At 70.9% G+C, this 23,850-nt stretch carries 23 protein-coding genes, 1 tRNA gene and 1 pseudogene; 8 read left to right on the top strand and 17 right to left on the bottom strand.

The features are described from left to right. Positions 1–5: 5 nt before the first annotated feature. The 10 genes from VFV67_RS14250 to VFV67_RS14205 form a co-directional block, all read right to left on the bottom strand. Positions 6–554, bottom strand: coding sequence for a hypothetical protein (locus VFV67_RS14250; protein WP_326470297.1), 549 nt, complete (start codon positions 552–554; stop codon positions 6–8). 19 nt (positions 555–573) lie between these two features. After that, entirely contained in the window at positions 574–1,905 is a 1,332-nt protein-coding gene (locus VFV67_RS14245; RefSeq protein ID WP_326470295.1) for a hypothetical protein, read from the bottom strand. A gap of 31 nt (positions 1,906–1,936) precedes the next feature. Beyond that, entirely contained in the window at positions 1,937–3,379 is a 1,443-nt protein-coding gene (locus tag VFV67_RS14240; protein WP_326470293.1) for a hypothetical protein, read from the bottom strand. A 130-nt stretch (positions 3,380–3,509) separates the two neighbouring features. Continuing rightward, on the bottom strand, positions 3,510–4,943 hold the full coding sequence (locus VFV67_RS14235; RefSeq protein ID WP_326470291.1) for an MBOAT family protein: 1,434 nt from the start codon (positions 4,941–4,943) through the stop codon (positions 3,510–3,512). A gap of 67 nt (positions 4,944–5,010) precedes the next feature. Next, entirely contained in the window at positions 5,011–5,973 is a 963-nt protein-coding gene (gene rlmB, locus VFV67_RS14230) for a 23S rRNA (guanosine(2251)-2'-O)-methyltransferase RlmB (protein WP_326470289.1), read from the bottom strand. 2 nt (positions 5,974–5,975) lie between these two features. Further along, positions 5,976–7,367 (bottom strand): cysteine--tRNA ligase, encoded by a 1,392-nt coding sequence (gene cysS / locus VFV67_RS14225; RefSeq protein ID WP_326470288.1) that lies wholly within the window; start codon positions 7,365–7,367, stop codon positions 5,976–5,978. 37 nt (positions 7,368–7,404) lie between these two features. Further along, positions 7,405–8,100 carry an HAD family hydrolase gene (locus VFV67_RS14220; protein WP_326470287.1) on the bottom strand — a complete coding sequence of 232 codons (696 nt, stop codon included), beginning with the start codon at positions 8,098–8,100 and terminating at the stop codon, positions 7,405–7,407. Continuing rightward, positions 8,097–8,579, bottom strand: coding sequence for a 2-C-methyl-D-erythritol 2,4-cyclodiphosphate synthase (gene ispF, locus VFV67_RS14215; protein WP_326470286.1), 483 nt, complete (start codon positions 8,577–8,579; stop codon positions 8,097–8,099). The genes VFV67_RS14220 and ispF overlap by 4 nt, the downstream gene beginning before the upstream one ends. Then, positions 8,576–9,241, bottom strand: a complete 666-nt coding sequence (ispD, locus tag VFV67_RS14210) for a 2-C-methyl-D-erythritol 4-phosphate cytidylyltransferase (RefSeq protein ID WP_326470285.1) — start codon at positions 9,239–9,241, stop codon at positions 8,576–8,578. The genes ispF and ispD overlap by 4 nt, the downstream gene beginning before the upstream one ends. 21 nt (positions 9,242–9,262) lie before the next feature. After that, a complete protein-coding gene (locus tag VFV67_RS14205) occupies positions 9,263–9,754 on the bottom strand; it encodes a CarD family transcriptional regulator (RefSeq protein WP_325157921.1) in 492 nt (163 codons plus the stop codon). Positions 9,755–10,058: 304 nt separating this feature from the next. On the opposite strand from VFV67_RS14205, the gene VFV67_RS14200 reads away from it, so the two are divergent. Together VFV67_RS14200 and radA are read left to right on the top strand one after the other, a co-directional pair. Beyond that, complete coding sequence (locus VFV67_RS14200; RefSeq protein ID WP_326470283.1) at positions 10,059–10,760, top strand: hypothetical protein; 702 nt, start codon at positions 10,059–10,061, stop codon at positions 10,758–10,760. A 36-nt stretch (positions 10,761–10,796) separates the two neighbouring features. Next, positions 10,797–12,161, top strand: a complete 1,365-nt coding sequence (radA, locus tag VFV67_RS14195) for a DNA repair protein RadA (RefSeq protein WP_326470281.1) — start codon at positions 10,797–10,799, stop codon at positions 12,159–12,161. Here radA and VFV67_RS14190 read toward each other — a convergent pair. Both VFV67_RS14190 and VFV67_RS14185 read right to left on the bottom strand, forming a co-directional pair. Further along, positions 12,135–12,446 (bottom strand): DUF397 domain-containing protein, encoded by a 312-nt coding sequence (locus VFV67_RS14190; protein WP_326470279.1) that lies wholly within the window; start codon positions 12,444–12,446, stop codon positions 12,135–12,137. The two genes, radA and VFV67_RS14190, sit on opposite strands and share 27 nt — an antisense overlap. Positions 12,447–12,462: 16 nt before the next feature. Then, positions 12,463–13,305 (bottom strand): helix-turn-helix transcriptional regulator, encoded by an 843-nt coding sequence (locus tag VFV67_RS14185; protein ID WP_326470277.1) that lies wholly within the window; start codon positions 13,303–13,305, stop codon positions 12,463–12,465. 113 nt (positions 13,306–13,418) lie between these two features. Between VFV67_RS14185 and VFV67_RS14180 the strand changes: the two genes are divergently transcribed. Next, positions 13,419–13,796 carry a hypothetical protein gene (locus tag VFV67_RS14180; RefSeq protein ID WP_326470275.1) on the top strand — a complete coding sequence of 126 codons (378 nt, stop codon included), beginning with the start codon at positions 13,419–13,421 and terminating at the stop codon, positions 13,794–13,796. Between the two features lie 103 nt (positions 13,797–13,899). On the opposite strand, the gene VFV67_RS14175 is transcribed toward VFV67_RS14180, so the two are convergent. Genes VFV67_RS14175 through VFV67_RS14160 form a run of 4 tightly spaced genes read right to left on the bottom strand, consistent with a single transcriptional unit; the run spans position 13,900 to position 19,566 of the window. Continuing rightward, positions 13,900–14,982, bottom strand: a complete 1,083-nt coding sequence (locus VFV67_RS14175; protein ID WP_326470273.1) for a CU044_5270 family protein — start codon at positions 14,980–14,982, stop codon at positions 13,900–13,902. Then, complete coding sequence (locus VFV67_RS14170; RefSeq protein WP_326470271.1) at positions 14,975–15,532, bottom strand: sigma-70 family RNA polymerase sigma factor; 558 nt, start codon at positions 15,530–15,532, stop codon at positions 14,975–14,977. The genes VFV67_RS14175 and VFV67_RS14170 overlap by 8 nt, the downstream gene beginning before the upstream one ends. 34 nt (positions 15,533–15,566) lie before the next feature. Further along, a complete protein-coding gene (otsB, locus tag VFV67_RS14165; protein ID WP_326470270.1) occupies positions 15,567–18,110 on the bottom strand; it encodes a trehalose-phosphatase in 2,544 nt (847 codons plus the stop codon). 16 nt (positions 18,111–18,126) lie between these two features. Further along, on the bottom strand, positions 18,127–19,566 hold the full coding sequence (locus VFV67_RS14160; protein WP_326470268.1) for a trehalose-6-phosphate synthase: 1,440 nt from the start codon (positions 19,564–19,566) through the stop codon (positions 18,127–18,129). 142 nt (positions 19,567–19,708) lie between these two features. Between VFV67_RS14160 and VFV67_RS14155 the strand changes: the two genes are divergently transcribed. The 3 genes from VFV67_RS14155 to VFV67_RS14145 all read left to right on the top strand — a co-directional run bounded on the left by VFV67_RS14155 (position 19,709) and on the right by VFV67_RS14145 (position 21,658). Continuing rightward, on the top strand, positions 19,709–20,623 hold the full coding sequence (locus VFV67_RS14155) for a hypothetical protein (protein ID WP_326470266.1): 915 nt from the start codon (positions 19,709–19,711) through the stop codon (positions 20,621–20,623). After that, a complete protein-coding gene (locus tag VFV67_RS14150) occupies positions 20,623–21,570 on the top strand; it encodes a threonine ammonia-lyase (RefSeq protein ID WP_326470264.1) in 948 nt (315 codons plus the stop codon). The genes VFV67_RS14155 and VFV67_RS14150 overlap by 1 nt, the downstream gene beginning before the upstream one ends. Before the next feature lie 12 nt (positions 21,571–21,582). Further along, positions 21,583–21,658, top strand: a tRNA-Thr gene (locus VFV67_RS14145). Positions 21,659–21,785: 127 nt separating this feature from the next. Here VFV67_RS14145 and VFV67_RS14140 read toward each other — a convergent pair. Further along, entirely contained in the window at positions 21,786–22,424 is a 639-nt protein-coding gene (locus VFV67_RS14140) for a hypothetical protein (protein WP_326470262.1), read from the bottom strand. Between the two features lie 336 nt (positions 22,425–22,760). Between VFV67_RS14140 and VFV67_RS14135 the strand changes: the two are divergent. Continuing rightward, positions 22,761–23,082 (top strand): annotated as a pseudogene (locus VFV67_RS14135) (sigma factor-like helix-turn-helix DNA-binding protein). After that, complete coding sequence (locus tag VFV67_RS14130) at positions 23,070–23,375, top strand: hypothetical protein (protein ID WP_326470260.1); 306 nt, start codon at positions 23,070–23,072, stop codon at positions 23,373–23,375. Before VFV67_RS14135 ends, VFV67_RS14130 begins: the two are co-directional and overlap by 13 nt. The last annotated feature ends 475 nt before the right edge of the window (positions 23,376–23,850 follow it).

The raw sequence follows: 23,850 nt of genomic DNA, 5'->3' as shown, positions 1-23,850 counted from the left end.
CGTACTCAGGACCGGGTCGCGCGCAGCAGCTCCAGCTGTCGTTTCTTCAGCGTGGCGAAGGTTTCGCGGACGTAGTCCAGGTAGGTCGAGCCGGGATGGTCCACTATGGACCCGATCTCGGCGATGTCCCCGTCCTCCCAGCCCCGCACCACGGGCTCGTACCCGGCCACGTGTGCGCAGAAGTCCAGCAGGCAGCGGGGCATCTCCTCGCCCTCGAGCAGGTGCGCCTTGGTCACGATCACCTCGTAGGCGCGCCGGTTCATCGGCAGGAACACGTCCCGGATCCACCGCACCCAGACCTGCCGCTGCTCCTCGGTCAACTCCGCGGCGGGCACGAACACCATGCCGAACCGGTGCCGCTCGCGGAACGTCCGCCACACCGCGTTCGATGCTTGGGACAACGCGAACAGCGGCCCGTACAGCTCCTCCAACTGCGCGTTCACCCGCGCCAGCCGGTCCTGCCGCACGCTCGCCGCCCGGCTGTTCAGGTAGGCGAACAACCCTGCGAGCACCGCCACCAGGACGCTGCTGACCGCCGCGATGACCGCCGTCACGTCCCCGATCCTTCCGGATCTACGCGGGTGGCGGTTCCCCGGGTTCGCTCGGCTCGCCGGGCCGCGGCTCCGGCCGGCGCAGCACCGTCATCAGCACGGCGCCGCCGAGCAGGAGCACGCCGGAGATCGCGCTTCGCACCAGCAGTTGCGCCCCGTCTCCCGTGGTCAGCGGACCGTCGTTCACCAGCGTGTCGGCCTCGCTCAGGCCGAGCCAGATCGCCGGGGCGATCAGCCCGAGCGCAACCGGCAGCGGCCCGTGCGGTCCGATCGTGGCCGCCGCCGCGACCGCCCCGGCCGCCAGGGCGAAGGCCGCACAGGCGAGCAGCAGCCAGGCCAGCGGTGCCGGCAGCAACCCGTCGTCGAGCACCGCGTCGTCCGACGTCGTGTCCAGTACCCAGGCCAGGAATGTGAGCAGGACCAGTCCGGCGGCCGCCCCGGCCCAGGCGTGCCGCTGGCGGGTCGCCGCCGCGAGCCCGCCGAGTGCCGCACCCACCAAGAACACGACCAGGCCCACCACCGGTGGCGAGCCCTGGAACGCGGCTGAGCCGGCGGCATAGCTGAGCGGGAGGCCGCAGCCGTAGCCGATCAAGACGATGGCCAGCACGGCGCCGAGCACGCGCCGGCCGAGCCGCGCCGCCAGCGCGATGCCGACCGCGGTGACCGCGACTCCGGCGATCCCGAGCGCGGTCCGATCCGACCCGACGGCGATCCGCTCGACCAGGTCCAGCCCGAGCGGGAGGACCGCGGCGACGATCCCGGCGACCAGGACCGTCCGGCTCGGCGCGGCCGGCTCCGCATGCCAGCGCAGCACCGACACCCGGACCGCGATGCCGATGGCCGCCGCCAGCCCGGTCAGTCCCAGCCCGAGCCCGCACCAGACCAGCACCGCGAATGCCTCCCGCAGCAGGAGTGCCGCGAGCACGCCCGCCGTGCTGACGGTGAAGGTGCAGGCGATCACCGGCACCGCGGCCCTGGCGCCCCCGGTGTGCAGCAGCAGGTTGCCGGCGCCGAGCAGGCCGAGGCTGACCAGCACCGGTGCCGCTCCCCGCGCGCAGGCCCACCACCACCCCACGGCCACGGGGTCGTCCGTGCCGATCAGCGGCACCGGCAGCGCCGCGCACAGCAGGGTGCCGGCCAGCAGCACCCACACCCACCCGGCGGCCCGGTCCCGCCGCATGGCCGGCAGCGCCAGCCCGGCCGCCAGCGCCGCCGAGCCGGTCGCGAACGGCAACGCGAACACCCCGCCCTGCGTGTCCCCGCCCGACACCGCGAGCACCGGACTGACCAGCGCACCGGCCGCGACCAGCCCCAACCATGCCACCGCCCGCGGCGGTCCCTCCACTTCGGACACACCGGCACTCTACGTCGTGGCCGGCTGTGGCCTAGCTCGCGCGGACCGGCTCCGGTTCACGCGGCTCAGCCGGCTCGGTGGGCGCCGCCGGCACCGGCCGGTGCAGCGCCGCGATCAGTCCGGCGCCGGTCGCCAGCGTCACCGCGGACAGCAGCCCGAGCAGGACGACCGGGCTGCGCACATCGCCTCCGCTGACCGCGCTGTGGTTCACCAAACCGCCCACGTTGGTCAGGCCGACCAGGATCGCCACCGCGATCAGCCCGAGCGCGACCGGCAGCCGGCCGCCCTCGCGCACCGCCGACCCGGCCGCCACCACCCCGGTCGTCAACGCGAAGGCGGTCCCGGCAAGCAGCAGCCAGCCCAGCGGTGCGGCCACGGCCGGCTCGATCAGCAGCGCTGCCGGCTGGTTCCGCGATGGTGGGTTCGCGCCGATGCCGAACAGCAAGCCGATGGTGCCGAGCGCGACCAACCCGCCGGCCACCCCGGCGAACACGTGCCGCCACCGGGTCGCCGCCGCGACCACGCCGAGGCCGGCACCGGCCAGCATGACGATCAGGATGAGCACCGGGTTCCCGAGCCCGACGACGGAGAAGGACTGCGGGAACAGGATGCCGTAGAGCACCAGCCCGGCACCCAGCGTGGCGACCAGTGCCCGCCTGCCGAGCAGCGCGGCGAGCCCCGTTGCCGCCGCGACCATCGCGGCGCCGGTGATCCCGAGCCCCAGCATCCGGTCGTCGCGCCAGTCCTGGGCCGCCGGCCTGAACAGCCCGCTCTCCAAGCCGGCGGCGCCCGGTGCGTTGCTGATCCGGTCGACCAGGTCCGGCGCGAGCAGCAGGACACCCGCGCCGATGCCGGCCGCCGAAACCAGCCAGGTCGGTGCCGGCGGTACCGGCTGCCGGCGCAGTGCCCGCGCCATGACCAGGATCCCGATGGCCGCGACCGGAGCGACCACGGCCAGCGTGTAGGTCACCCCCTCCAGCAGTTCTCCGTTCCACCTCGTGGCGAGCACGAAGGGCATCGGCAGCGGTCCGAGGAAGGCGGTCGCGATCACCGGTGCCGCGACCGCCGTTCCGGCCGTGTGCAGCAACCAGTTGGCGCCACCGAGCAGCCCAAGCACCACCAGAACCGGGCCTGCCCCCATCGCCGCATACGGCCACCACCGGCTGTCCCCGTCCAGGCCACTCAGCAGTGGAATCACCCCGGCCGTGCTCAACAGCGCCCCGACCGCCAGCAGCGCGGCCCAGCCCACGACCCGGTACCACCGCAGGACCAGCACTCCCACAACCGCGGCCAGCGCCGCCGCCCCGATCATGAACGGCAGGTCCGGATCCATGACCCGCGTCGTCAGGTCGTCCAGCCCGAACCAGCGTCCCCCGCCGGACAGCACCGCCACCGGGTTGACCAGCGACGCTCCCGCCACCACGCACAACCCCGCCACACCCCAGCTCAGCCCCCGTCCGGCCCCGTCCGCCATGGCGCGCACTCTACGAGCACCGGGCGGCCAAAGGTACCGCTCAAACGGCGACCGTCGTGGACTTCCACGCCCACGACGACGAGGTCCTCCTCACCGGCGGCCGCCAGCGGCCTGACCTCGTTCCTGGTGATCAGAATTGGAAGTACAGGAAGGGGCTGAAGGTGCCGGTGGCGATGAGGATGGCGGCGTAGAGGAGGCCGCCGGTCATGATGGTGACGCGGAGGATGGCGGCGGGGCGGCTGCGGGAGGACTCCAGCAGGGGGCCGGTTACCGGGTGGGCGGGGAGGAAGAAGACGGCGAGGGCGGCCAGGAGGATGATCAGGCGCTGGTTGGTGACGGCGGCCGCCACGACGTCGGTGAGGCCGTCGAAGTCGGGCAGGAGCATGTGGCCGATCATGGTGAGGGCATCGGGAAGTTCCGGGGCGCGGAAGATGACCCAGCCGAAGATCACCAGGGCCATGGTCAGGGTCCGGCGGGTGATGAGGGATCGGCGGGAGCGCGGGGCGGCCTCCCGGCGGTAGCCGCGCTCCACGATGAGCAGTGCGCCGTGGTAGAGGCCCCACACCAGGAACGTCCAGTTGGCGCCGTGCCACAGGCCGGTCAGCGTGAAGACGATGATCAGATTGCGGTACGTGCGTGCGGCGCCGCGCCGGTTGCCGCCCAACGGAATGTAGACGTAGTCCCGGAACCACCGGGACAGCGACATGTGCCAGCGCCGCCAGAACTCGGTGACGGTGACCGACGAGTACGGCCGGGCGAAGTTCTCCGGTAGCCGGAAGCCGAGCATCCGACCGAGTCCGATCGCCATGTCCGAGTATCCGGAGAAATCGAAGTACAGCTGCAGGGTGTACGTGATGGCACCCAGCCAGGCGATCGCGAACGTCATCTGGTCGCTCGGCGTCGCGAAACACGCGTCCACGATCGGGCTGAGCGAGTCGGCGATGATCACCTTCTTGCACAGGCCGAGCGCGAACCGCGGGAACCCGGACGCGATGTCGTCCAGCGGATGCGTGCGGTGCTGCGGCAGCTGGTCGGCGATCTCCCGGTACCGCACGATCGGACCGGCGATCAGCTGCGGGAACATCGCGATGTAGGTGACGAAGGACACCGGGTTGCGCAGCGCCGGCCGCTCGCCCCGGTAGATGTCCACCACGTAGGAGATGTGGTGGAACGTGTAGAACGAGATCCCGATCGGCAGCGCCAGATGCACCACCGGGAAGTCGCCGCCGAGCAGCCGGGCGAACCCCTCGAGCTGCTGGGTGAAGAAGCCGGCGTACTTCCACACCACCAGCACCCCGAGGTCCACGGCGATGGCCCCGATCAGCACCCACCGCCGCCGGCTGCGCGCCAGGTTCCACTCGTCCGGCTCCAGCAGCGGCCCGGCCAGGAAGTTGACCACCATGCAGACCAGCAGCAGCAGCGTGCTCGGCCCGGCCCCGGCCGCGTAGAAGATCAGGCTCGCGGTCGCCACGATCCCGTTGCGCCAGCTGCGCGGGCAGATCAGCACCGCGACGAGCACGATCGGCGTGAAGTACCACAGGAACAGCGGACTGGCGAACGACATGCAGGCGACCTCGGCTCCCGGGCAGGACACCTGACCTTAGCCGAGCGTTACCCCAGGCCGGGAGCGATCAGGTACGTCCGGCGGCGCGCCGCCTGCGGGCGATCTCGGCGAGCGTGACGCCGGCCGCGACCGAGGCGTTGAGCGACTCGACGCCGGCCGCCATCGGGATGGACACGGTCTGGTCGCAGGCCTGCTTGACCAGCCGGGACAGGCCACGTCCCTCCGACCCGACCACCAGCACCAGCGGCGAGGTGGCCAGCTCGAGCTCGTCCACGGTCACGTCGCTGTCCGCGTCCAGGCCGACGATCATCAGCCCCTCCTCGGCCAGCGAGCGCAGCGTCCGGGTCAGGTTGGTGACCAGCGCCACGGGCAGCCGGGCGGCGGTGCCGGCGCTGGTCCGCCACACCACGGCGGTGACCCCGGCGCTGCGCCGCTGCGGCACGAGCACCCCGTTCGCGCCGAACGCCGCCGCCGAGCGGATCACCGCGCCGAGGTTGCGCGGATCGGTCACGCCGTCCAGCGCCACGATCAGCGGCGGCTCGGGGGATTGCCGGGCCGCGTCCAGCAGGTCGTCCGGGTGGGCGTAGTCGTACGGCGGCATCTGGAGCCCGAGGCCCTGGTGCACCGCGCCACCGGTGAGCCGGTCCAGCTCGGCCCGGCTGACCTCGAGCACCGAGATGCCCCGGTCGGCGGCCAGCCGCACGGCCTCGGTGACCCGGTCGTCGGTGTCGATGCCGAGCGCGACGTACAGCGCGGTGGCCGGGATCTGCGCCCGCAGGCACTCCACCACCGGGTTGCGCCCGGCGACCAGTTCGGCGGTCGGCCGATCCTTCGACCGGCGCTGCTGCTCGGCCTTCGCGGCGGTGGCCGCCGCCCGGCGCTGGGCCGGATGTCCGGGCCGACGTTCGGCCCGCGGGGTCGGCCCCTTTCCCTCCAGCCCCTTCGACTTCTTGCCGCCGGAACCGACCACCGGCCCCTTTTTGGTCCCCGGTTTGCGAATCGCACCCCGGCGCCTGGAATTTCCTGCCACGTCTAATTTTCCTTCAAGGTCCACAGTGGACCGTCTGGTGTGTCCTCGACGGCGATCCCGGTGGCCAGCAGCCGGTCCCGGATCGCGTCGGCGCGGGCGAAGTCCCGTCCGGCCCGCGCCGCCGCCCGCTCGGCCAGCAGGTCGTCGACCAGCGTACTGAGCGCCCGCAACGCTCCGGTATCCACTGTAGATTCAGTGGACCAGTTGGGGGCCAACGGATCCAGCCCGAGCACATCGAGCTGTGCGCGAATCATACCGGCCGCGGCCCTTGCCGCGTTCTCGTCCCCGGAGTCCAGCGCGATGTGGCCGGCCCGCACGCCGTTGTGCACCACGGCGAGCGCGGCCGGGGTGCCCAGGTCGTCGTCCATGGCCGCGGCGAACTCGGCGCCCGGCTGGCCCACGGTGACCACCCCGGTGCGCTGCGCCACCTGGCGCACGAACGACTCGATCCGCCGGTAGGCCCGGACCGACTCGTCCAGCGCCTCCGGCGAGTACTGCACCTCGGAGCGGTAGTGCGGCCCGACCAGGTAGTACCGCAGCTCCTGCGGCCGGACCCGGCTGAGCATCTCCGGAATGGACACCACGTTGCCGAGCGACTTCGACATCTTCTCCCCGGCCATGCCCACGATCCCGTTGTGCATCCAGTACCGCACGAACGGGTCGCCGGCCGCCCGGGACTGTGCCTGCTCGTTCTCGTGGTGCGGGAACACCAGGTCCTGCCCGCCGCCGTGCACGTCGAACTCGGCGCCGAGGTAGGTCAGCGCCATCGCCGAGCACTCCAGGTGCCAGCCGGGCCGGCCCGGTCCCCACGGCGTCGGCCACGCGGGCTCGCCGGGCTTGGCGCCCTTCCACAGCGTGAAGTCGCGCGGGTCGCGCTTGCCCGCCGCGGACGCCTCGCCCTGCTGCACCTCGTCCGGCCGCTGGCCGGACAGCTCGCCGTAGGCCGGGTAGGAGGACACGGCGAAGTACACGTCACCGGCGGCCGGGTAGGCGTGCCCGCGGTCGATCAGCCGCTGCATCAGCTCGACCATCTGGGTCACGTGCCCGGTGGCCCGCGGCGCGATCGACGGCGGCACGCAGCCCAGCGCGGTGTAGGCCGCGTCGAACGCGCGCTCGTGCGTAGCCGCCCAATGCCACCACGGCGCGCCGTTCTCGGCGGCCTTGTTGAGGATCTTGTCGTCGATGTCGGTGACGTTGCGGACCAGGGTCACCTCGTGCCCGGTGGCCGAAAGCCAGCGGCCGAGCACGTCGTAGTTCAGCGCGCCGCGGACGTGGCCGATGTGCGGTGGCCCCTGCGGGGTGGGTCCACAGACGTAGATCGACGCCGCTCCGCTCCGCACGGGCTGGAATTCCCGCTGCGTCCTGGTTCCGGTGTCGTATATCCGCAGACTCACCCCGGAAATGGTACGGGGCGGAGCATCGCGACACCGATCAGGTTTCGCCGGCCAACCCGTGTTCGGCGAGTGCGCTGATCAGAGCGTGCGGCCGGTCGGCCGGCGGAATCCGTTCGACCATGGCGAAGCCGAGGCCGGCGCCGCGGGCCCCGCCGTCGGCCGCCTCGCTGTCGCCGATCATCAGCGTGCGTTCCGGCTCGGTACCGATCCGGTCGCAGGCGGCGAGGAAAATGGCCGGATCCGGCTTCATCACGCCTTCCTCGTAGGACAGCACGAAGGCGTCGACCAGTTCGGCCATCTCATTGCGGCGGAACACATCCCGAATGTCGAACGGAATGTTGCTGACCACACCGACCGGAACGCCGCCGGCGCGCAGCTCGCGCAGCGCGGCCAGGGTGTCCGGGTACGGCTCCCACGATGCGGCGGCGGGCAACCGGGCGTAGATCGTCTCCAGCAGGGGGTCCGGCACGCCGGGCAGCGCGGCGCGCAGTGCGGCCAGGTACACCCGGTGGTGGATGGCCGGGTCCAGGTCGCGCCGCTCCCAGTCGTCGGCCAGGTCGTCCGGCAGGTGCTCGAAGGTGGTCGGCGAGGTCAGCACCTCGACCACCAGAGCGGCGTCGAGGTCGAGCCCGTCGAACCACTGCGGGCGGGGGGTGAGGTGGAACAGGGTGCCGGAGAAGTCGAACAGGACGCCATTGGCAGGGTCGAATGGTTCGCTCGCTAGCTCGATCACGAACCCAGGCTACGGTCGGCCGGCAGCAGGCACGCGGTGGCCACCGCGGCGACGCCCTCGCCGCGGCCGGTCAGGCCGAGCCCGTCGGTGGTGGTGCCGGAGACCGAGACCGGGCCGCCGATCGCGTCGGAGAGCACGCGCTGAGCCTCGTCCCGCCGGGTGCCGATCCGGGGCGCCTCGCCGATCACCTGCACCGCGGCGTTGCCCACCCGATGACCGGCCGCCTCGATTCGGCGGCGCACCTCGGCGAGCAGCTGCACGCCGTGTGCCCCGGCCCAGCGGGCCTGATCGGTGCCGAACACGGCACCCAGGTCGCCCAGCCCGGCGGCGGACAGCAGCGCGTCGCACAGCGCATGCGCGGCCACGTCCCCGTCGGAGTGGCCGGCACAGCCGGGCAACCCGGGCCAGTGCAGCCCGGCCATCCAGCACTCCCGGTCCGGGTCGACCGGATGCACGTCGGTGCCGATGCCGACCCTCATCGGAGTATCGCCTCGGCCACCGCCAGGTCGAACGGCGTGGTGATCTTCATCGCGTAAGGATGCCCGGGGATGGTGTCCACCGGCACGCCGAGGCGCTCGACCAGCCCGGCGTCGTCGGTGGTGGCGTCCGGGTAGGCGTCGTAGGCACGCCGGAGCACCTCGGCCCGGAAGCCCTGCGGAGTCTGCACGACCCGCAGGTCGGCCCGGTCCGGGGTAGCCGCGACCCGGCCGGCGGCGTCCACCCGCTTGATGGTGTCGGCCACCGGCAGCACCGGGATCACCGCGTCGGCCCCGCCGTCCACCCGCGCCACCACGGCCTTGACCAGCTCGGCGGGAGTGAAGGCGCGGGCCGCGTCGTGCACGAGCACGACCGTGGTGTCCGGGGGCGCCGCACCCAGGGCCAGCCGTACCGATTGGGTACGGCTCGACCCTCCGGGCACGACCCGCGCGTGTGAGCCGGCAAAGGCCAGCACGCGGGTCATGGTGTCCACGTCGGAAACGGGCGCGGCAACGACTACGCTGTGCACACAGCCGGCGGCCAACAGACCGCGAACTGCGTGCACGAGCAGCGGTTCACCGCGCACCGAAACCAACGCCTTGGGTACACCGGCACCCAGGCGTTCACCTCGCCCGGCAGCGGGGACAAGCGCGACCACGCTCATCGGGCAGGTGGACGGGCGCTATCAGACCACGGCGGTGCCGAGGACCTCGTCGAGGATGACCTCGGCCTTGTCCTCATCGGTTCCCTCGGCCAGCGCCAGCTCGCTGACCAGTATCTGCCGGGCCTTGGCGAGCATGCGCTTCTCGCCGGCAGACAGCCCGCGGTCCTTCTCACGTCGCCACAGGTCACGGACCACTTCGGCAACCTTGTTCACGTCGCCGGAGGCGAGCTTCTCGAGGTTGGCCTTGTACCGGCGTGACCAGTTCGTCGGCTCCTCGGTGTGGGGAGCCCGCAGGACATCGAAGACGCGGTTGAGACCCTCCTGGCCCACGACATCCCGCACGCCGACGATCTCGGCGTTGTCTGCGGGGACGCGAACCGTGAGGTCACCCTGCGCGACCTTAAGGACGAGGTACTTCTTCTCCTCGCCCTTGATCACGCGGGTCTCGATTGCTTCGATGAGTGCGGCACCGTGGTGCGGGTAGACGACGGTCTCTCCGACCTTGAAAACCATAGTGTCCTCTGCCCCTTTCGCTGCCTCCATCTTAACACGCGCTGGAGCCTCGCTGAAACCGGCCCGGACTCCGTAACCGCAGGTCAACGGGTCCTTGGCTGGAGAAACGCGGGGTTGACAAAACCCCGTCGCACATGCTGCTGGCATCTCGCTCAATTGCGTTTCCCCCGGTTCTGTGATCATCTTCGATGATCCACTGTGGATCGGACGGATGCCCGCTGCGGTGACCTTGTGCGGCTCGCATGCCCGCCCCCGGATACCCTTCCCGCGTGGTTGCCGCACCCCGAGGAAGGACATCGCGACCGTGAGCCGTGCACCGCTGAAGTCGACAGATCGGTCGCGCACCCCACTGGCCGCGAGCCTGGTCGGTCTGGTCGCGGCGCTCGCCGTCACCGGGTGCGGGGCCGGGCAGGACACCCAGACCGATTCCGTGCAGCCCGCGGTGAACGGCGCGCACGGCAACGTCGGCTCGATCGCGATCCGCAACGCGCAGTTCGCCTACCCGCGCGGCGGCGAGTACCCGGCCGGGAGCAGCGCCCCGCTGGTGTTGACGATCGTCAACACCGGGACCACTGAGGACGAGCTGGTCGAGGTGAGCAGCGCGGTGGCCGGCAACGTCCGGGTCGGCGGCGACCGCGCGCTGTTGCCGGGCCGGTCCATCCAGGTCGGTACCCCGGACGAGGAGGTCGATCCCAACCCGACCTCGAGCGCCCGGGCGACCACCACCTCCGTGACCGTCACCAGTGGACCGTCCGCACCGTCCGCCCCGCCGTCGTCGCCGACGGCCCCGCCGTCTTCCGCGGTCTCGGCGAGCGCGACCGACGAGCCGGCCGACATCGAGATCGGCAAGGCCACGATCGTCCTCACCGGACTGAGCGACCCGCTCCGGCTCGGCCAGACCTACCAGGTGACCTTCGTGTTCCGCCAGGCCGGCACCGTCACCCTGGCCGTGCCGGTCGCCTCGCCGATCACGCCGCGGGCCGAGCCCTCGTCGGAGCACGGCTGACCGGTTTTGTCACCCCCGCGCCGTAGTCTGCGCGCCGTGGTGAAGAACACGCGTCCCGGCTATCGGTGTGCCGAGTGCGGGCGCGAGGAGACCAAGTGGGTCGGCCGGTGCCCGGAGTGCCAGGCCTGGGGCACGCTGGAAGAGGTCGGCGTGCCGCGGGCCGCGCTCGCCCGGATCACCGCCGGCACCCCGAGCGCGCCGGCCCGCCCGATCGCGGACGTGGACGTGGAGGTGGCCAGGGCCCGCCAAACCGGCGTGCCGGAGCTGGACCGCGTGCTCGGCGGCGGCCTGGTGCCCGGCGCGGTGGTGCTGCTGGCCGGTGAGCCCGGGGTCGGCAAGTCGACGCTGCTGTTGGAGGTCGCGTTCCGCTGGGCGACCCTGGACGCCGGGCCGGCGCTGTACGTGTCGGGGGAGGAGTCGGCCGGCCAGGTGCGGCTGCGGGCCGAACGCACCGGCGCCGTGCACGAGCAGATGTACTTGGCGGCGGAGAGCGACATCTCGGCGGTCCTCGGGCACGTGGACATGGTCAAACCGAGTCTTCTGGTGATCGACTCGGTGCAGACCCTGGCCTCCGCCGAGGTCGATGGCACCCAAGGCGGCGTGACCCAGGTCCGCGCGGTGACGGCGGCGCTGGTCGCCCTGGCCAAGGACCGTGACCTCCCGGTGCTGCTGGTGGGTCACGTGACCAAGGACGGCTCGATCGCCGGGCCCCGGCTGCTTGAGCACCTGGTGGACGTGGTCCTGCAGTTCGAAGGTGACCGCCACTCGGCCCTGCGCATGGTCCGCGGTGTGAAGAACCGGTTCGGCCCGGCCGACGAGGTCGGCTGCTTCGAGCTGGTCGACCAGGGCATCGTCGGCGTCCCGGACCCGTCGGGCCTGTTCCTGAATCGTCGCGACACCGGCGTCCCCGGCACCGCCGTCACGGTCGCCGTCGAAGGCAAGCGCCCGCTGCTCGGCGAGGTCCAGGCCCTGGTCGCCCATTCCCACCTCGGCACGCCGCGCCGTGCGGTCAGCGGCCTGGACTCCTCCCGGGTCGCCATGGCCCTTGCCGTGCTGGAGCGCCGTGGCGGCATCCGCCTTGCCGAGTCCGATGTCTTCACCGCGACCGTCGGCGGTATGCGCATCATCGAACCCGCCGCCGACCTGGCGGTGGCGTTGGCCGTGGCCTCGGCCGCCAAGGACTTCGCCTTACCCCCCGACCTGGTCGTGCTCGGCGAGGTCGGTCTGGCCGGCGAGGTACGCCGGGTCGCCGGCGTCCGCACCCGGCTCGCCGAGGCCGCCCGCCTCGGCTTCACCCGGGCGCTGATCCCACCCGACGCCGGCAAGATCCCCGAGGGCATCCGCGCCCACGTGGTCCCCGACCTCGGCGCCGCGTTAGCCCTGGTGATGCACGGCGTCTAGCAGCCCGACAAAGGCGGTCGGCGCGAACAGAAGGACCGGTCCCGACCGATCCTTCGAGTCCCGCACCCCCACCGCCACCTCACCGCGCGCCACCTCAACACACGACCCGTTGGGCTGGGTGTAGCTGGATGTACGCCACTCTGAAGGGAGGTAAGCCACCTCAACACAAGCGCCGTTGCCCTGCGAGTAGCTGGACGTGCGCCACTCGGGAGGGAGGTACGCGACCTCAACACATGAGCCGTTTCCGCTGCTGAAGCTGGACCTGCGCCAGCGGGGAGTGAACATCCCGCGTCTCCTTGCTCTACGACGTGGACAGGTCGGCGACCGCGCGGGAGATGAGCTTCGCGGACTGGCGGGGGCTCAGCGCCTCTCCCAGTACGCGGCTGAAGGCCAGCTTAAAGGGCCGGACGTCCTCTGCGTCTTCCAGTATGGAAAAGCCAACCAGGTTCTCGGTGAACACCACATCGGGGTCAGCCTGATCTGGAAAGCCCAGCAGGATGAAGTTGGTACCCGATGCGGGTTGAGCGCCGGCCGTGAACGGAAGCACTTGGATCGTGACGCTGGGGAGCTTGCCCAGATTCTGCAAGTGCTCCAACTGGGCTCGGAGCACTTTGGGTCCACCGACTTGGTTGTAGAGCGCGGTCTCGCCAAGCACCGCCACAAGTTCCGGTGGGTTGCCTGCGGAGAACCGCGCCTGGCGGGCCATCCGCAGCTCAACCAGGCGCTCGATCTCAGATTCGCTCGGGTTGAACGCGCTGACGCTGATGACGGCGCGGGCATAGGCCTCGGTCTGTAGGAGCCCGTGCACCAGATCCCACTCCAACAACGAGAGGTCGCTTGCCTCCGATTCGAGTTCGAGGTACTCGCCGAGGGTCTTCGAGATCAGGTCCCGGTAGTGCCGAACGATGCCGCTCCTGTCTCGATCCTTGGCCAACTGCACCATCTCGTGCACCACATCGGGCGGCGCGCCGTACAGCTCCAACAACGTCTTTACCCGCAACGGCACCGCATTGAGCCCGTTCTCCATCCGGTGAATCGTCCCCACCCCGCACAGCGACCGCTCTGCAGCCTCCTCCATGGACAGTCCCGCGCTGTTCCGGTAGTGCACCAGCGCCCGCATCACGCGCCGCTTCCGTACGTTCATTTCATCCTCCACCTCGATTCGCGCATCCTAGAATGGAAGGACCCAATTACGCAGTCCTCCGATCGGGTGGATAAGAATGGAAACTTCCAATTTCTAATCTATTCTTCGGAACCGTGGATCTGGAGTACTGGCTCACGGAGCTGCGCCGCCGCCACTGGACTCTCCACCTCGGCGGCCCCGACCCGCGCCAACCCGACTGGCTGGCCGCCCACTTCGCCTGGCCCGACTGCGCCGACGTCCTGATCCTGCGCGACGAACACACCGCGACCGCCTACCGCACCCCCGCCGCCCCGGACACCGACCTGCTCGCCCCCGACTGGGTCACCTGGGTCTACTCCCACAACCCCATCTGGACCCTCCGCGCCGTGCTCACCCTCGAACCCCCCGGCTCCCCGCACGAACCCTGCACCCTCATCCCCGCCCCACCCGCCTGCCACATTCCCGCACAAGGCCGCCGCCCCGTGACCATCCGTCCCCTCACCCAATCCTGACCCCGACCGCGAGTCCCAGCAGCCGAACTCCCGTTCCGGCCGAACAAAACCTCGTCCCGCCGGGCGGCTCCCGGCGGGACGAGGATCCCCCTTTGTTCCCCAGTCAGCCGGGTGGACGGACGCCGATGCCAGGCGCCACCCCGGTCGTGAGGGCGGTGGAACTCCACACCGTGCCCCCGCGGGTCTCCCGCACGCCGATGAGGTCACCGGTGCCCGGCTCGATGATCAGCTCCCGCCGGACGTCACCCCGGATCAAGCCGTAGCCGACCCCCGACCGGCCGTCCAGGTTCGCCGCCGGGTCGGTGATCTGCACGCCCGGCAGGCGCGCCAGCACCCGGTACAGCGCCGCCCGCAGATCTGCTGGCACCTGGCCGGTGGCCAGCACGACACAGGCGTGGTCCAGCATCCGCCACTCGCGGTTGGGCTCAAATGTTCCGAGATCCCCCCCGTTGAATTCGGGCAGCACCTCTTCCAGTTGGTCCGGATCCCGGGGCAGTCCGGCCAGCCACGCCGGCCTGGGCATCCACCAGTTTTCGACCTCGCGGAACTCGGGGCACGGACGGCGGTCCTCGTGGTTGGACGCCTCCGGCCGGCCCATGGCGGTCCCCAGCGCCTCTTCGTCGGTGCCGACGATCCACTCGTACCTGCCGGTGACCATGATGCGGAGCAGACATTCCCCGGCCAGGTCGCCGGGTATCCAACTCTCGGTGCGCGACTCGGTCCGCATCGAAAGTTCACGGGTGGGGCCCGGCCAGTCGCTGCGGTCCCAGGTTTGTGTGGCCCCGTAGCGGTACTGGCCCGGCGAGATCACCGGGGCCGAGGCGACGACCCGGTCCGCCGCGGCCTCAAGGGCCCGCGCCGCCGCACCGGGTTGCCCGGGGTCGGGCGGTGGGCCCGGCCGCGCCGAAATGATCATCTGCACCATGCCGAGCCCGGCCACCAGCGCGGTCACCGCCGCGGCGGCCAGGATCCAGCTCCGCCGCCCCCGCTGACCCTGCCGTCCCCGCCGCACACCCCGCGTGCCCCGCGACTCTCGCGTGTCCCGCGTTTCCTGCCGTTCGCCGACCAGCCCGGTCCGGGTCTCGCGCAGCCGCCGCTCGTCGGTGTCGACGTCGGCGTACAGCGTGGCCAGCGCCAGGTCCAACTCTTCGTCCGACCACACCCGCCGGACCTTCCCCTCAGTCATCGCGTCCCTCCGGTGCCGTTGCGCGCAATCCGGTGCGCACCCGGTGCAGCCGCGACCGCACGGTCCCGACCGGGATGCCGAGCGCATCGGCCACCTCGTTGGAATCCAGTCCCGCCCAGGACGTCAGCAGCAGGACGTCCCGGTCCCCCTCGGAGAGCCGGGCCAGCGCTCCGGCCAGTCGCCCGGCCAGCACGGCCGCGTCCACCCGTTCGGCCACTCGGCCGTCGAGCGCAGGCTCCGCCGTCGCGGCGCGGACCTCCGCCCGGGCCGTGGCCCGCAGTCGCCGCGTCTCCTGCCGCACGTGCCGGCGCAGCAGGTTCGTGGCGATGCCGAACAGCCACGAGCGCACCGCACCCCGGCCCGGGTCGTAGTCGCGCCGCTGGTGCAGTGCCACCAGAAACGTCTCGGACACCAGGTCGTGTGCCTGCTCGCCGCCGATCCGCCGCGCCAGGTACCGGTGCAGCGGAATCGCGTAGCTGTCGAATAACCGGCCGATCTCGGTCGCCGGATCCGGACCGCCAAGGTCTGGCCGGTCCTCCCCCTCGGTCAACGCCTTCACACCTTGTGTTGCCCGATGCCCGCGGCTACGTTCGCGGGTCCGGTAGGGAGAGCAACTGGGCGCACCGGATCAGGCCCAGATGCGAGTACGCCTGCGGGTGGTTGCCGAGCGAGCGTTCGGCGATCGGGTCGTACTCCTCCGGCAGCAACCCGGTCGGCCCGGCGGCGTCGACGATCTGGGCGAACAGGTCCTCCGCCTCGGCCCGCCGGCCGGTGCACAGGTACGCCTCGATCATCCAGGCCGCGCACAGGTGGAACCCGCCCTCGTTGCCGGGCAGGCCGTCGTCGCGGTGGTACCGGTACACCGTCGACCCGCTGCGCAGCTCCGCCTCGATCGCGGTCACCGTGGCGTGGAACCGTTCGTCGTCCGGGTCGACCAGCCCGACCATCCCGATCAGCAGGGTGGCCGCGTCCAGGTCGGCCCCGTCGTAGGCGGTGGTGAACGAGCGCACCTCGTCGTTCCAGCCGTTGGTCAACACGTCGTCGGCGATCGCGGTGCGCAGCGGCGGCCAGCCCGGCTCCACCGGCCGGCCGTACGTCTCGGCCAGCCGGATCGCCCGGTCGATGGTGAGCCAGCACATGACCTTGGAGTACACGTGGTGCCGGGGGCGGTGCCGTTCCTCCCAGATCCCGTGGTCGGGCTCCTGCCACCGCCGGGTCACCGCCTCGGCCATGGCGCCCACCATCCGCCAGTCATCGTCGGTGAGCTTGCCGCGCACCTCGGACAGCGCGGCCACCAGGTCCACCACCGGACCGAACACGTCCAACTGCACCTGCTGGTTGGCCAGGTTGCCGACCCGCACCGGCCGCGACCCGGCGTACCCGGGCAGCGTGTCGATCACGGCCTCGGGCGGCAGCGTGGTGCCGGCGATCGTGTACAGCGGGTGCAGCAGCTCCGGCCCGGGCAGCGTGGCAAGCACCCCGTGCAGCCAGCGCAGGAACGCCTCCGCCTCCGCGATGGATCCCAGCGACACCAGGCACTTCGCGGTCAGCGACGCGTCCCGCAGCCAGCAGTACCGGTAGTCCCAGTTGCGGATCCCGCCGATCTCCTCGGGCAGCGACGTGGTGGCCGCGGCCATGATCGCGCCGGTCTCGGTGTGGCACAGCCCGCGCAGGGTCAGCGCCGAGCGCGCCACGAGGTCCCGCTCCACCTCCGGCAGGGTCAGCGTGGCCAGCCACTCCGACCAGTACGCCGACGCCCGGCCGCGCCGCTCCAGCTCCGGCACCTCGTGCGCGTCCAGGCTGTTCGTGCCGCACCGCAGCTCGAGCACCACCGGTTGCTCGGCGGTCGGCCGCACCACGGCGCGCGCCGTGTCGTGCACGCCGTCCGAGGTGATCTCCCAGGCCACGCCGGGGGAGCGGAGCACGACCGGGTCCGAGGTGCCGCGCACCCGCAGCCCCTCGCCGGTGGCCACCAGCCGCACCTGGACCTGGCCGAACTCCGGTCGCGGCGCGAACTCCACCACGGCCGGGGAACTGCCCGAGATGACCCGCACCAGGTCGGTCCGGTGCACGGTCGCGTAGTGGTCCAGGTAGTCCGTGACCAGCAGCCCGGACCAGCGGGTCTCCACGGTCATCGTGCCGGGCAGGTAGCGCTGGCCGAGCGGCAGCCCGCCACGTTCCGGCGAGATCGAGAAGTGCCCGGCGGCCGGACCGCCGAGCAGGTCGGCGAACACCGCCGCCGAGTCCGGCTCCGGGTGGCACAGCCAGGTCAGCCGGGCGTCCGGGGTGAGCAGGGCGACCGAGCGCTCGTTGGACATCATGGTCAGCCGTTCGATCGGCGGCGCCTGCCCGCCGTAGAGCCAGTTGCGCCGCTCCTCGACCAGGAACGCCAGCACCATGGCCACCGTGGTGGTGTCCGGAACCCGGAACCCGGCAAGGGTGTCGCCGCCGCCGACCTTCACGCCCAGGTCCGGGCCGGAGAGCCGGGCGAACGCCTTCTCGTCGGTGACGTCGTCGCCGAGGAACATCGCGGCGGTGGCGCCGACCTGGTGCCGCAGCACGTCCAGCGCGTGGCCCTTGTCGGTCTGCACCACGGCCAGCTCGATGACCTGCTTGCCCTCGGTCACCTGCACGCCGTCCCAGGTGCACGGCCCGGACCGGACGACCGAGGCGACCTGGCCGGCCACCTCCGGGTCGGCCCGCCGGGTGTGCACCGCGATGCTGGCCGGCTTGACCTCAAGGTGCACCCCGGGCGCGTCCGCGGTGAGCACCTCCAGCTCGTCCTCCAGCCGGCGGTGCAGCTCGCGGGCCCGGTTGTCCAGCGCGTGCACGAACCCGATGTCGAACTCCGAGCCGTGGCTGCCCACCAGGTGCACCTCGGCCGGCAGCCGGGACAGCGTCGCCAGGTCGCGCAGCGCCCGCCCGGAGATCACCGCCGTGGTGGTCTCGTGCAGGCCGGCAAGGGACCGCAACGCCCCCACCGACTCCGGCAGCGGCCGGGCGCTCTCCGGATCCTCGACGATCGGCGCCAGCGTCCCGTCGTAGTCACACGCGACCAGCAGGCGCGGCGTGCGGGCAAGCTGAACGATCGCCCGCCGCAACTGGGGTGTGAGTGCGTCCGCGGTCAACGCGTCTCCCTTGAGATCAGGGCTGGGTTTGCTCCGGTCCTAGGGCATCGAGGAAGGATCGTGCCCACCGGTCGACGTCATGGGTGAGCACCTGACGTCGCAGTGCGCGCATCCTACGGCGACCTTCGGCGGGATCCACGGACAGGGCGGCTTCCATCGCGTTCTTGACCCCGTCGAGGTCGTGCGGGTTCACCAGGAACGCGCTGGTCAGCTCGGACGCGGCACCGGCGAACTCGCTGAGCACCAGGGTGCCGCCCAGGTCGTGGCGGCAGGCGACGTATTCCTTGCAGACCAGGTTCATCCCGTCGCGCAGCGGGGTGACCAGCATGACGTCGGCGGCGGAGTAGAACGCGGCCAGCTCGGCCCGGTCCACCGACTGGTGCAGGTAGTGCACGACCGGGCGGCCGACCCGGGCGAACTCGCCGTTGATCCGGCTGACCATCCGCTCGATGTCGCTGCGCATCTTCTGGTAATGCTCCACCCGCTCCCGGCTGGGTGTGGCGAGCTGGATCATCACGACCTCGTCCGGGTCGACGCGACCCTCGGCGAGCAGCTCCTGCAGCGCGTAGAGCCGGATGTCGATGCCCTTGGTGTAGTCCAGCCGGTCCACCCCGAGCACGACCTTCTTCGGGTTGCCCAGGTCGGTGCGGATCTGCTGGCTGCGCTGGACCACCGGGCGGCTGCGGGCAACGCTGTCCAGGTTGACCGAGTCGATCGAGATCGGGAACGCGCCGACCCGCACCGGCCGGTCGCCGACCTGCACGATGCCCGGCCGGGTGCGCACGCCGACGTTGCCGCGGCTGGGGTCGAGGCCGAGCAGCCGGCGGGCCAGCCACAGGTAGTTCTGCGCGCCGCCCGGGCGGTGGAAGCCGACCAGGTCGGCGCCGAGCAGCCCGCGGATGATCTCGGCTCGCCAGGGCAGCTGCATGAACAGCTCGGTCGGCGGGAACGGGATGTGCAGGAAGAAGCCGATCCGCAGGTCGGGGCGCTGCTCGCGGAGCATCGCCGGCACGAGCTGGAGCTGGTAGTCCTGCACCCAGACGATCGCGTCCTGGGCGGCGACCTTCGCGCACGCCTCGGCGAACCGGTGGTTGACCTTGACGTAGCTGTCCCACCAGCCGCGGTCGAACACCGGCGGGGCGACCACGTCGTGGTAGAGCGGCCAGAGCGTGGCGTTGGAGAAGCCCTCGTAGTAGTCGCGCACCTCGGCCGCGGACAGCTCGACGGCGTGCAGCCAGATGCCCTCGTCCTCGAACGGCTCCACCGCGGAGTCGGCCAGACCGGGCCAGCCGACCCAGGCGCCGCTGTTGTTGCGCAGGAACGGAACCAGCGCACTGACCAGACCCCCAGGGCTGTGCTTCCACCGCTGCGAACCGTCGGAGAGCCGCTCCAGGTCGACCGGCAGGCGGTTCGCGACCACGACGAAGTCAGCGCCCGACGGATTTCCGCTGCTCACGCCGAACGGCCTCCCGTCGCCACGACATCCCGTTCGAGGTTAACCACATCGGCGGGAAATCGCGCCCCGCGGCCAGGTGTTGACCATCACGGAAGGATGGGTTTACGGCGGGAGGAACCCTCGGCACGGAGGAGATCTGCACATGCGTGGCACCGCTCGAATGATCATGATTTCGGCGCTCGCCCTGCTGGCGACGACCGCGTTCACCGCGCCGGCGGCCGCGGACCGACCGGATCAGGTGATCGTCTTACCGGGAATCAGCTCCGCCGAGGGCATCGCGGCGGGGAAGGGCAGCACGTTCTTCGCCGGTGACCTGTTCGGCGGTGACATCTTCCGCGGCGACATCCGGCGCGGGGCCGCCGCGCTGTTCATCGACGTGCCGGCCGGGCGCAACGCCGTCGGCATGACCGCCGACACCCGGCACGATCTGCTGTTCGTGGCCGGCGGCGGGGGCAAGGGCTACGTCTACGACACGCGCCGCCGTACCACCGTGGCCGAGTACGACTTCGCCGACCCGGCCGCCTCGTTCGTCAACGACGTGACGCTCACCCCGTTCGGCGCGTTCTTCACCGACTCGCGCAACCCGGTGCTGTACTTCGTGCCCGTGCGGCACGGCGTTCCCGGAGCGTTCCGCACGCTCGCGCTCAGTGGCCCGGCCGCGGAGATCGCCGGCGACTTCAACCTCAACGGCATCGTGGCCACACCCACCGGTCGGCTGATCGTCGCCCACTCCGCCCTGGCGCAGGTGATGACGGTGAACCCGGTGACCGGTGCCAGCGCGGTGATCTCCGGTGTCGACGTGTCCAACGTCGATGGCCTCGTCCTGGACGGCCGGCGCCTGTGGGCGGTGCAGAACGCGGACAACCAGATCACCGAGTGGCGGCTGTCCGGCGACCTGTCCGCCGGCACGCTGGTCGAGACGATCACCAGCCCGGCGTTCGCCGTGCCGACCACCGCCGCCAAGTTCGGCTCCCGGCTCGCGGCGGTGAACTCGCACTTCGACACCGGCATTCCGCCGACCGCGCCGCAGTACGAGGTCGTGGTGGTCGACTCCTGATGACCGACGACGTGGCGGCCGGCACCGATCTGTCTCTGGAACGGATCGAGCTGGCCGCCCGCGTCATCGATCCGGTGTTCCGCGACACCCCGCAGTACATCGACGAGCAACTCTGTGCCGCCCTCGGCCGTCAGGTGATCGTCAAGGTGGAGACCGCCAACCCGATCCGCAGCTTCAAGGGTCGCGGCACCGACTACCTGATCGGCCAGCTCGAACCCGGCCGCCACCCGGTCTGTGTCTCCACCGGCAACTTCGGCCAGGGCGTCGCCTACGCCGCCCGCCGTCGCTCGCTGCCGGCCACCGTGTTCACCCCGACCGGGACCAGTCCGTCCAAACTGGACAGAATCCGCGCTCTGGGCGCCGAAGTGATCTCCATCGACTCCGATCCCCGCGCCGCCGCCGCCGAGTTCGTCGCCCATTCCCCTTCCCGGCTGCTCGTCAAGGACGGCGGCGACCCCCGCATCGCCGAAGGCGCCGCCACCATCGCCGTCGAACTGTTCTCGACCTACCGCCCCGACACCCTGGTCGTCCCGGTCGGCGACGGCGCCCTCATCACCGGCATCGCCCGCTGGGCCAAAGCGGTCGCCCCCACCACCCGCATCATCGGCATCTGCGCCGCAGGCGCCCCCGCCATGCTGCACAGCTGGCACGCCCGCACCCCCCGCCAGGCCCCCGCCACCACCATCGCCGAAGGCCTCGCCATCACCACCCCCATCCCCGAGTCCCTCAACCGCATGCTCCCCCTCATAGACGACCTCCTGGAAATCCCCGACGCCCCCCTCCTCGACGCCATGCGCCTGGCCGCCCGCACCCTCGGCCTGCTCCTCGAGCCCTCCGGAGCCGTCGGCCTCGCCGCCCTCACCACCCTCCCCATCCCCGGCACCACCGTCGCCACCATCCTCACCGGCTCCAATCTCCGCACCGAACACCTCCACCACCTAAACTGAACCCCACACCCCGCCGGTGTAGCTCAATTGGCAGAGCATCCGCCTTGTAAGCGGAAGGTTCCGGGTTCGAGTCCCGCCACCGGCTCCAGGCTTGGCCAGGGCAGACTCTTCAGCTGAAGATCACCTAGTTGATCAGTGGGAGTCGCGCTGGCGGACCAGGCCAATACTCGCTACCGCGATGCCGCAATGCCCTGGCGCATCTGGGCGGCGTATGTCTACCTCATCGGGGACGGACTGGCGGACGGCTTGACGGTAGGAGATGGCTCAACTGAAGGAGACGGCTCGACAGAAGGGTCCTGTGTGTTGGTCAACAGTCCGAGGATGTCCTCAACGAGGGGCACGATATGCACCGGCAACTGCGGCGCCTCCGGCTTCGCATTAGCTTCGGTGGGAGTTATCGAGGTTGGAGTAATCGGTGGAATATTGGCAACCGTCGAATTCGTCGTCTCCTGCGCCGAGATCGGCGGCGCCGGGTCAGCCGGGATATCCGAGCCTGTTGATCGCGCCTTACCTTTCTCCGCTGTCGCTGACTGAGTGGGCGCCTGTTCGGTAGGAGCCGAAAATGGACTTGAGGGGGGGAGGTTCTGAAGAGTTTCGCCGCCTTGAGCGGCCTCGGCTCGGCACACCGGGACAGCCGCAGGGCTTGTAATGCCAAATCCGGTAAACGAAAAGAAGGTCGCCAAGAGGATGGCCACCGCCAGTCCTCCTGAAATGGCCCAGACGACTTGGCGGAGAGTGGGCCGGTGAATCGGGATGACGACTTCGGGGATGTGGATGTTGAACAGCAGACGGCGACTACGTTCAGGACTGCGCTCAGCACTCACATTGGCTTCGCTGCTCGGACTTTCGGCCACCGGTTTCGACCTCCCGTAAGTACGCGCAAGTTCGGCGGACACGGCAAGATACGGGTCTTCCGTGTCGAGGGCACGCCGACTCGACGGGGCCCCGTGCGGGATCATCCACTCGAGTGACGCACCGGGATAGGACACCGCGCCTGTTCGCTCGGAATCCGGTCGTGCACCCCAGTCGTGCCGCCCACCTGCGAGATTGGTTGCGGGTGTGGCGGCCGGTGTCGTCGAGTTGTTCGGCCCATTCGTGTTCGGGGCCGTGATCATTCAGCGGCATCCGTGGTCGTTTGCGCGCTGGGGCGTGCAACCATCCGGGGCGGCGGGGGTGTCAGGGGTGTGGGCATGTTGCGTAAGGGCCGCGATGAGGAGTCCTTCCGGGTGTTCGTGGCGGTGGCGAGCGAGCCGTTGGGGCGGTTGGCCTTCCTGTTGTGTGGGGATCATCATCTGGCTAACGATCTGGTGCAGAACTGCCTGATCCAGGCTGTATCGGGCCTGGCCGCGGCAGCGCGCCACGGTGGTGCTGCGTTACTGGTCGCAGCTCTCCGTCGCGGAGACGGCGGCCGCGCTGCGCTGCAGTGTGGGTGCGGTGAAGAGCCAGACTGCCCGGGGACCGGCTCGTTCGGTCCGGCCCAGAACGGCTCGTTCGGCAAGGTGGTCGCCCTGACCCGCGACGACGTCTGGCTCTTCGGCGGCTGGATCGAGTTCGCCCAGCACTGGGACGGCTCGTCCTGGACCGTCACACCCGGGCCTGCCACGGGCACCGACAGCCAGGAGTTCATCCGGGACTTCGCCGTCGCTCCCGGATCCACGGTGCTGTGGGCCGTCGGCGAACGCTTCACCGGTGGCGGACTCCGCACACCCGGCCGCACCGGCACCGTCGAGGAACTCACCGCCATCGTCGAGAAACCGAACGACACGGCGTTCGCCGCGTACCGCCGGCTGACCGGCTCCGCCTAGCACATCGGGTCCATCTCCGAAAGCGCAATTTTGCGCTGTCACGGCGTTTGTGGACGCGGTCTACTGCGGCTGGCTGGGCCACGTAGGTGGCCGGGCGGGTGGAACGTCTATCCGGGGAAGGTGCCGGGATGTCGCGTAAACGGAGATATCGCCAGTACGTGTTCACTGCGCCGATCATGACCGCCGCGCTCGCGGTACTGGTCGGTCCCGTTGCCCACGCGCAGTCGGCGCCGGAGGGCAGCACGATCGCGGTGTCGGTGCACGCCGGTGGGGACTCGTTCACCAGCGGCGAGGGCGCCGACCGCGGCAGCTACACCACCCGGCCGGTCCAGCGCGACGGCAACACCACGAACGAGGTGGACCCGGCGCACCAGTCCAGGAACGCGCCGGCGTTGCAGTCGGTCGAGCGGATGCGGACGGCCAACCCGGACGCCGCGATCTCCGGCACCCTCGGTGCGGTCTCCGGCGCCACACG

The organism is Actinophytocola sp. (genome assembly GCF_035762905.1).
Classification (GTDB): Bacteria; Actinomycetota; Actinomycetes; order Mycobacteriales; family Pseudonocardiaceae; genus DASYTH01.
The sequence above is the reverse complement of the archived record's forward strand: the minus strand, read 5'-3'. Positions and strand labels throughout refer to the sequence as shown.

Coding starts and splice junctions, on each gene's coding strand:
- VFV67_RS14155 (WP_326470266.1), top strand. CDS start 19,709: ATGCGTGGCACCGCTCGAATGATCATGATTTCGGCGCTCGCCCTGCTG.
- VFV67_RS14185 (WP_326470277.1), bottom strand. CDS start 13,305: ATGAACGTACGGAAGCGGCGCGTGATGCGGGCGCTGGTGCACTACCGG.
- ispD (WP_326470285.1), bottom strand. CDS start 9,241: ATGAGCGTGGTCGCGCTTGTCCCCGCTGCCGGGCGAGGTGAACGCCTG.
- VFV67_RS14205 (WP_325157921.1), bottom strand. CDS start 9,754: ATGGTTTTCAAGGTCGGAGAGACCGTCGTCTACCCGCACCACGGTGCC.
- VFV67_RS14175 (WP_326470273.1), bottom strand. CDS start 14,982: ATGACTGAGGGGAAGGTCCGGCGGGTGTGGTCGGACGAAGAGTTGGAC.
- VFV67_RS14190 (WP_326470279.1), bottom strand. CDS start 12,446: ATGTTCACTCCCCGCTGGCGCAGGTCCAGCTTCAGCAGCGGAAACGGC.
- VFV67_RS14240 (WP_326470293.1), bottom strand. CDS start 3,379: ATGGCGGACGGGGCCGGACGGGGGCTGAGCTGGGGTGTGGCGGGGTTG.
- VFV67_RS14150 (WP_326470264.1), top strand. CDS start 20,623: ATGACCGACGACGTGGCGGCCGGCACCGATCTGTCTCTGGAACGGATC.
- ispF (WP_326470286.1), bottom strand. CDS start 8,579: ATGAGGGTCGGCATCGGCACCGACGTGCATCCGGTCGACCCGGACCGG.
- VFV67_RS14235 (WP_326470291.1), bottom strand. CDS start 4,943: ATGTCGTTCGCCAGTCCGCTGTTCCTGTGGTACTTCACGCCGATCGTG.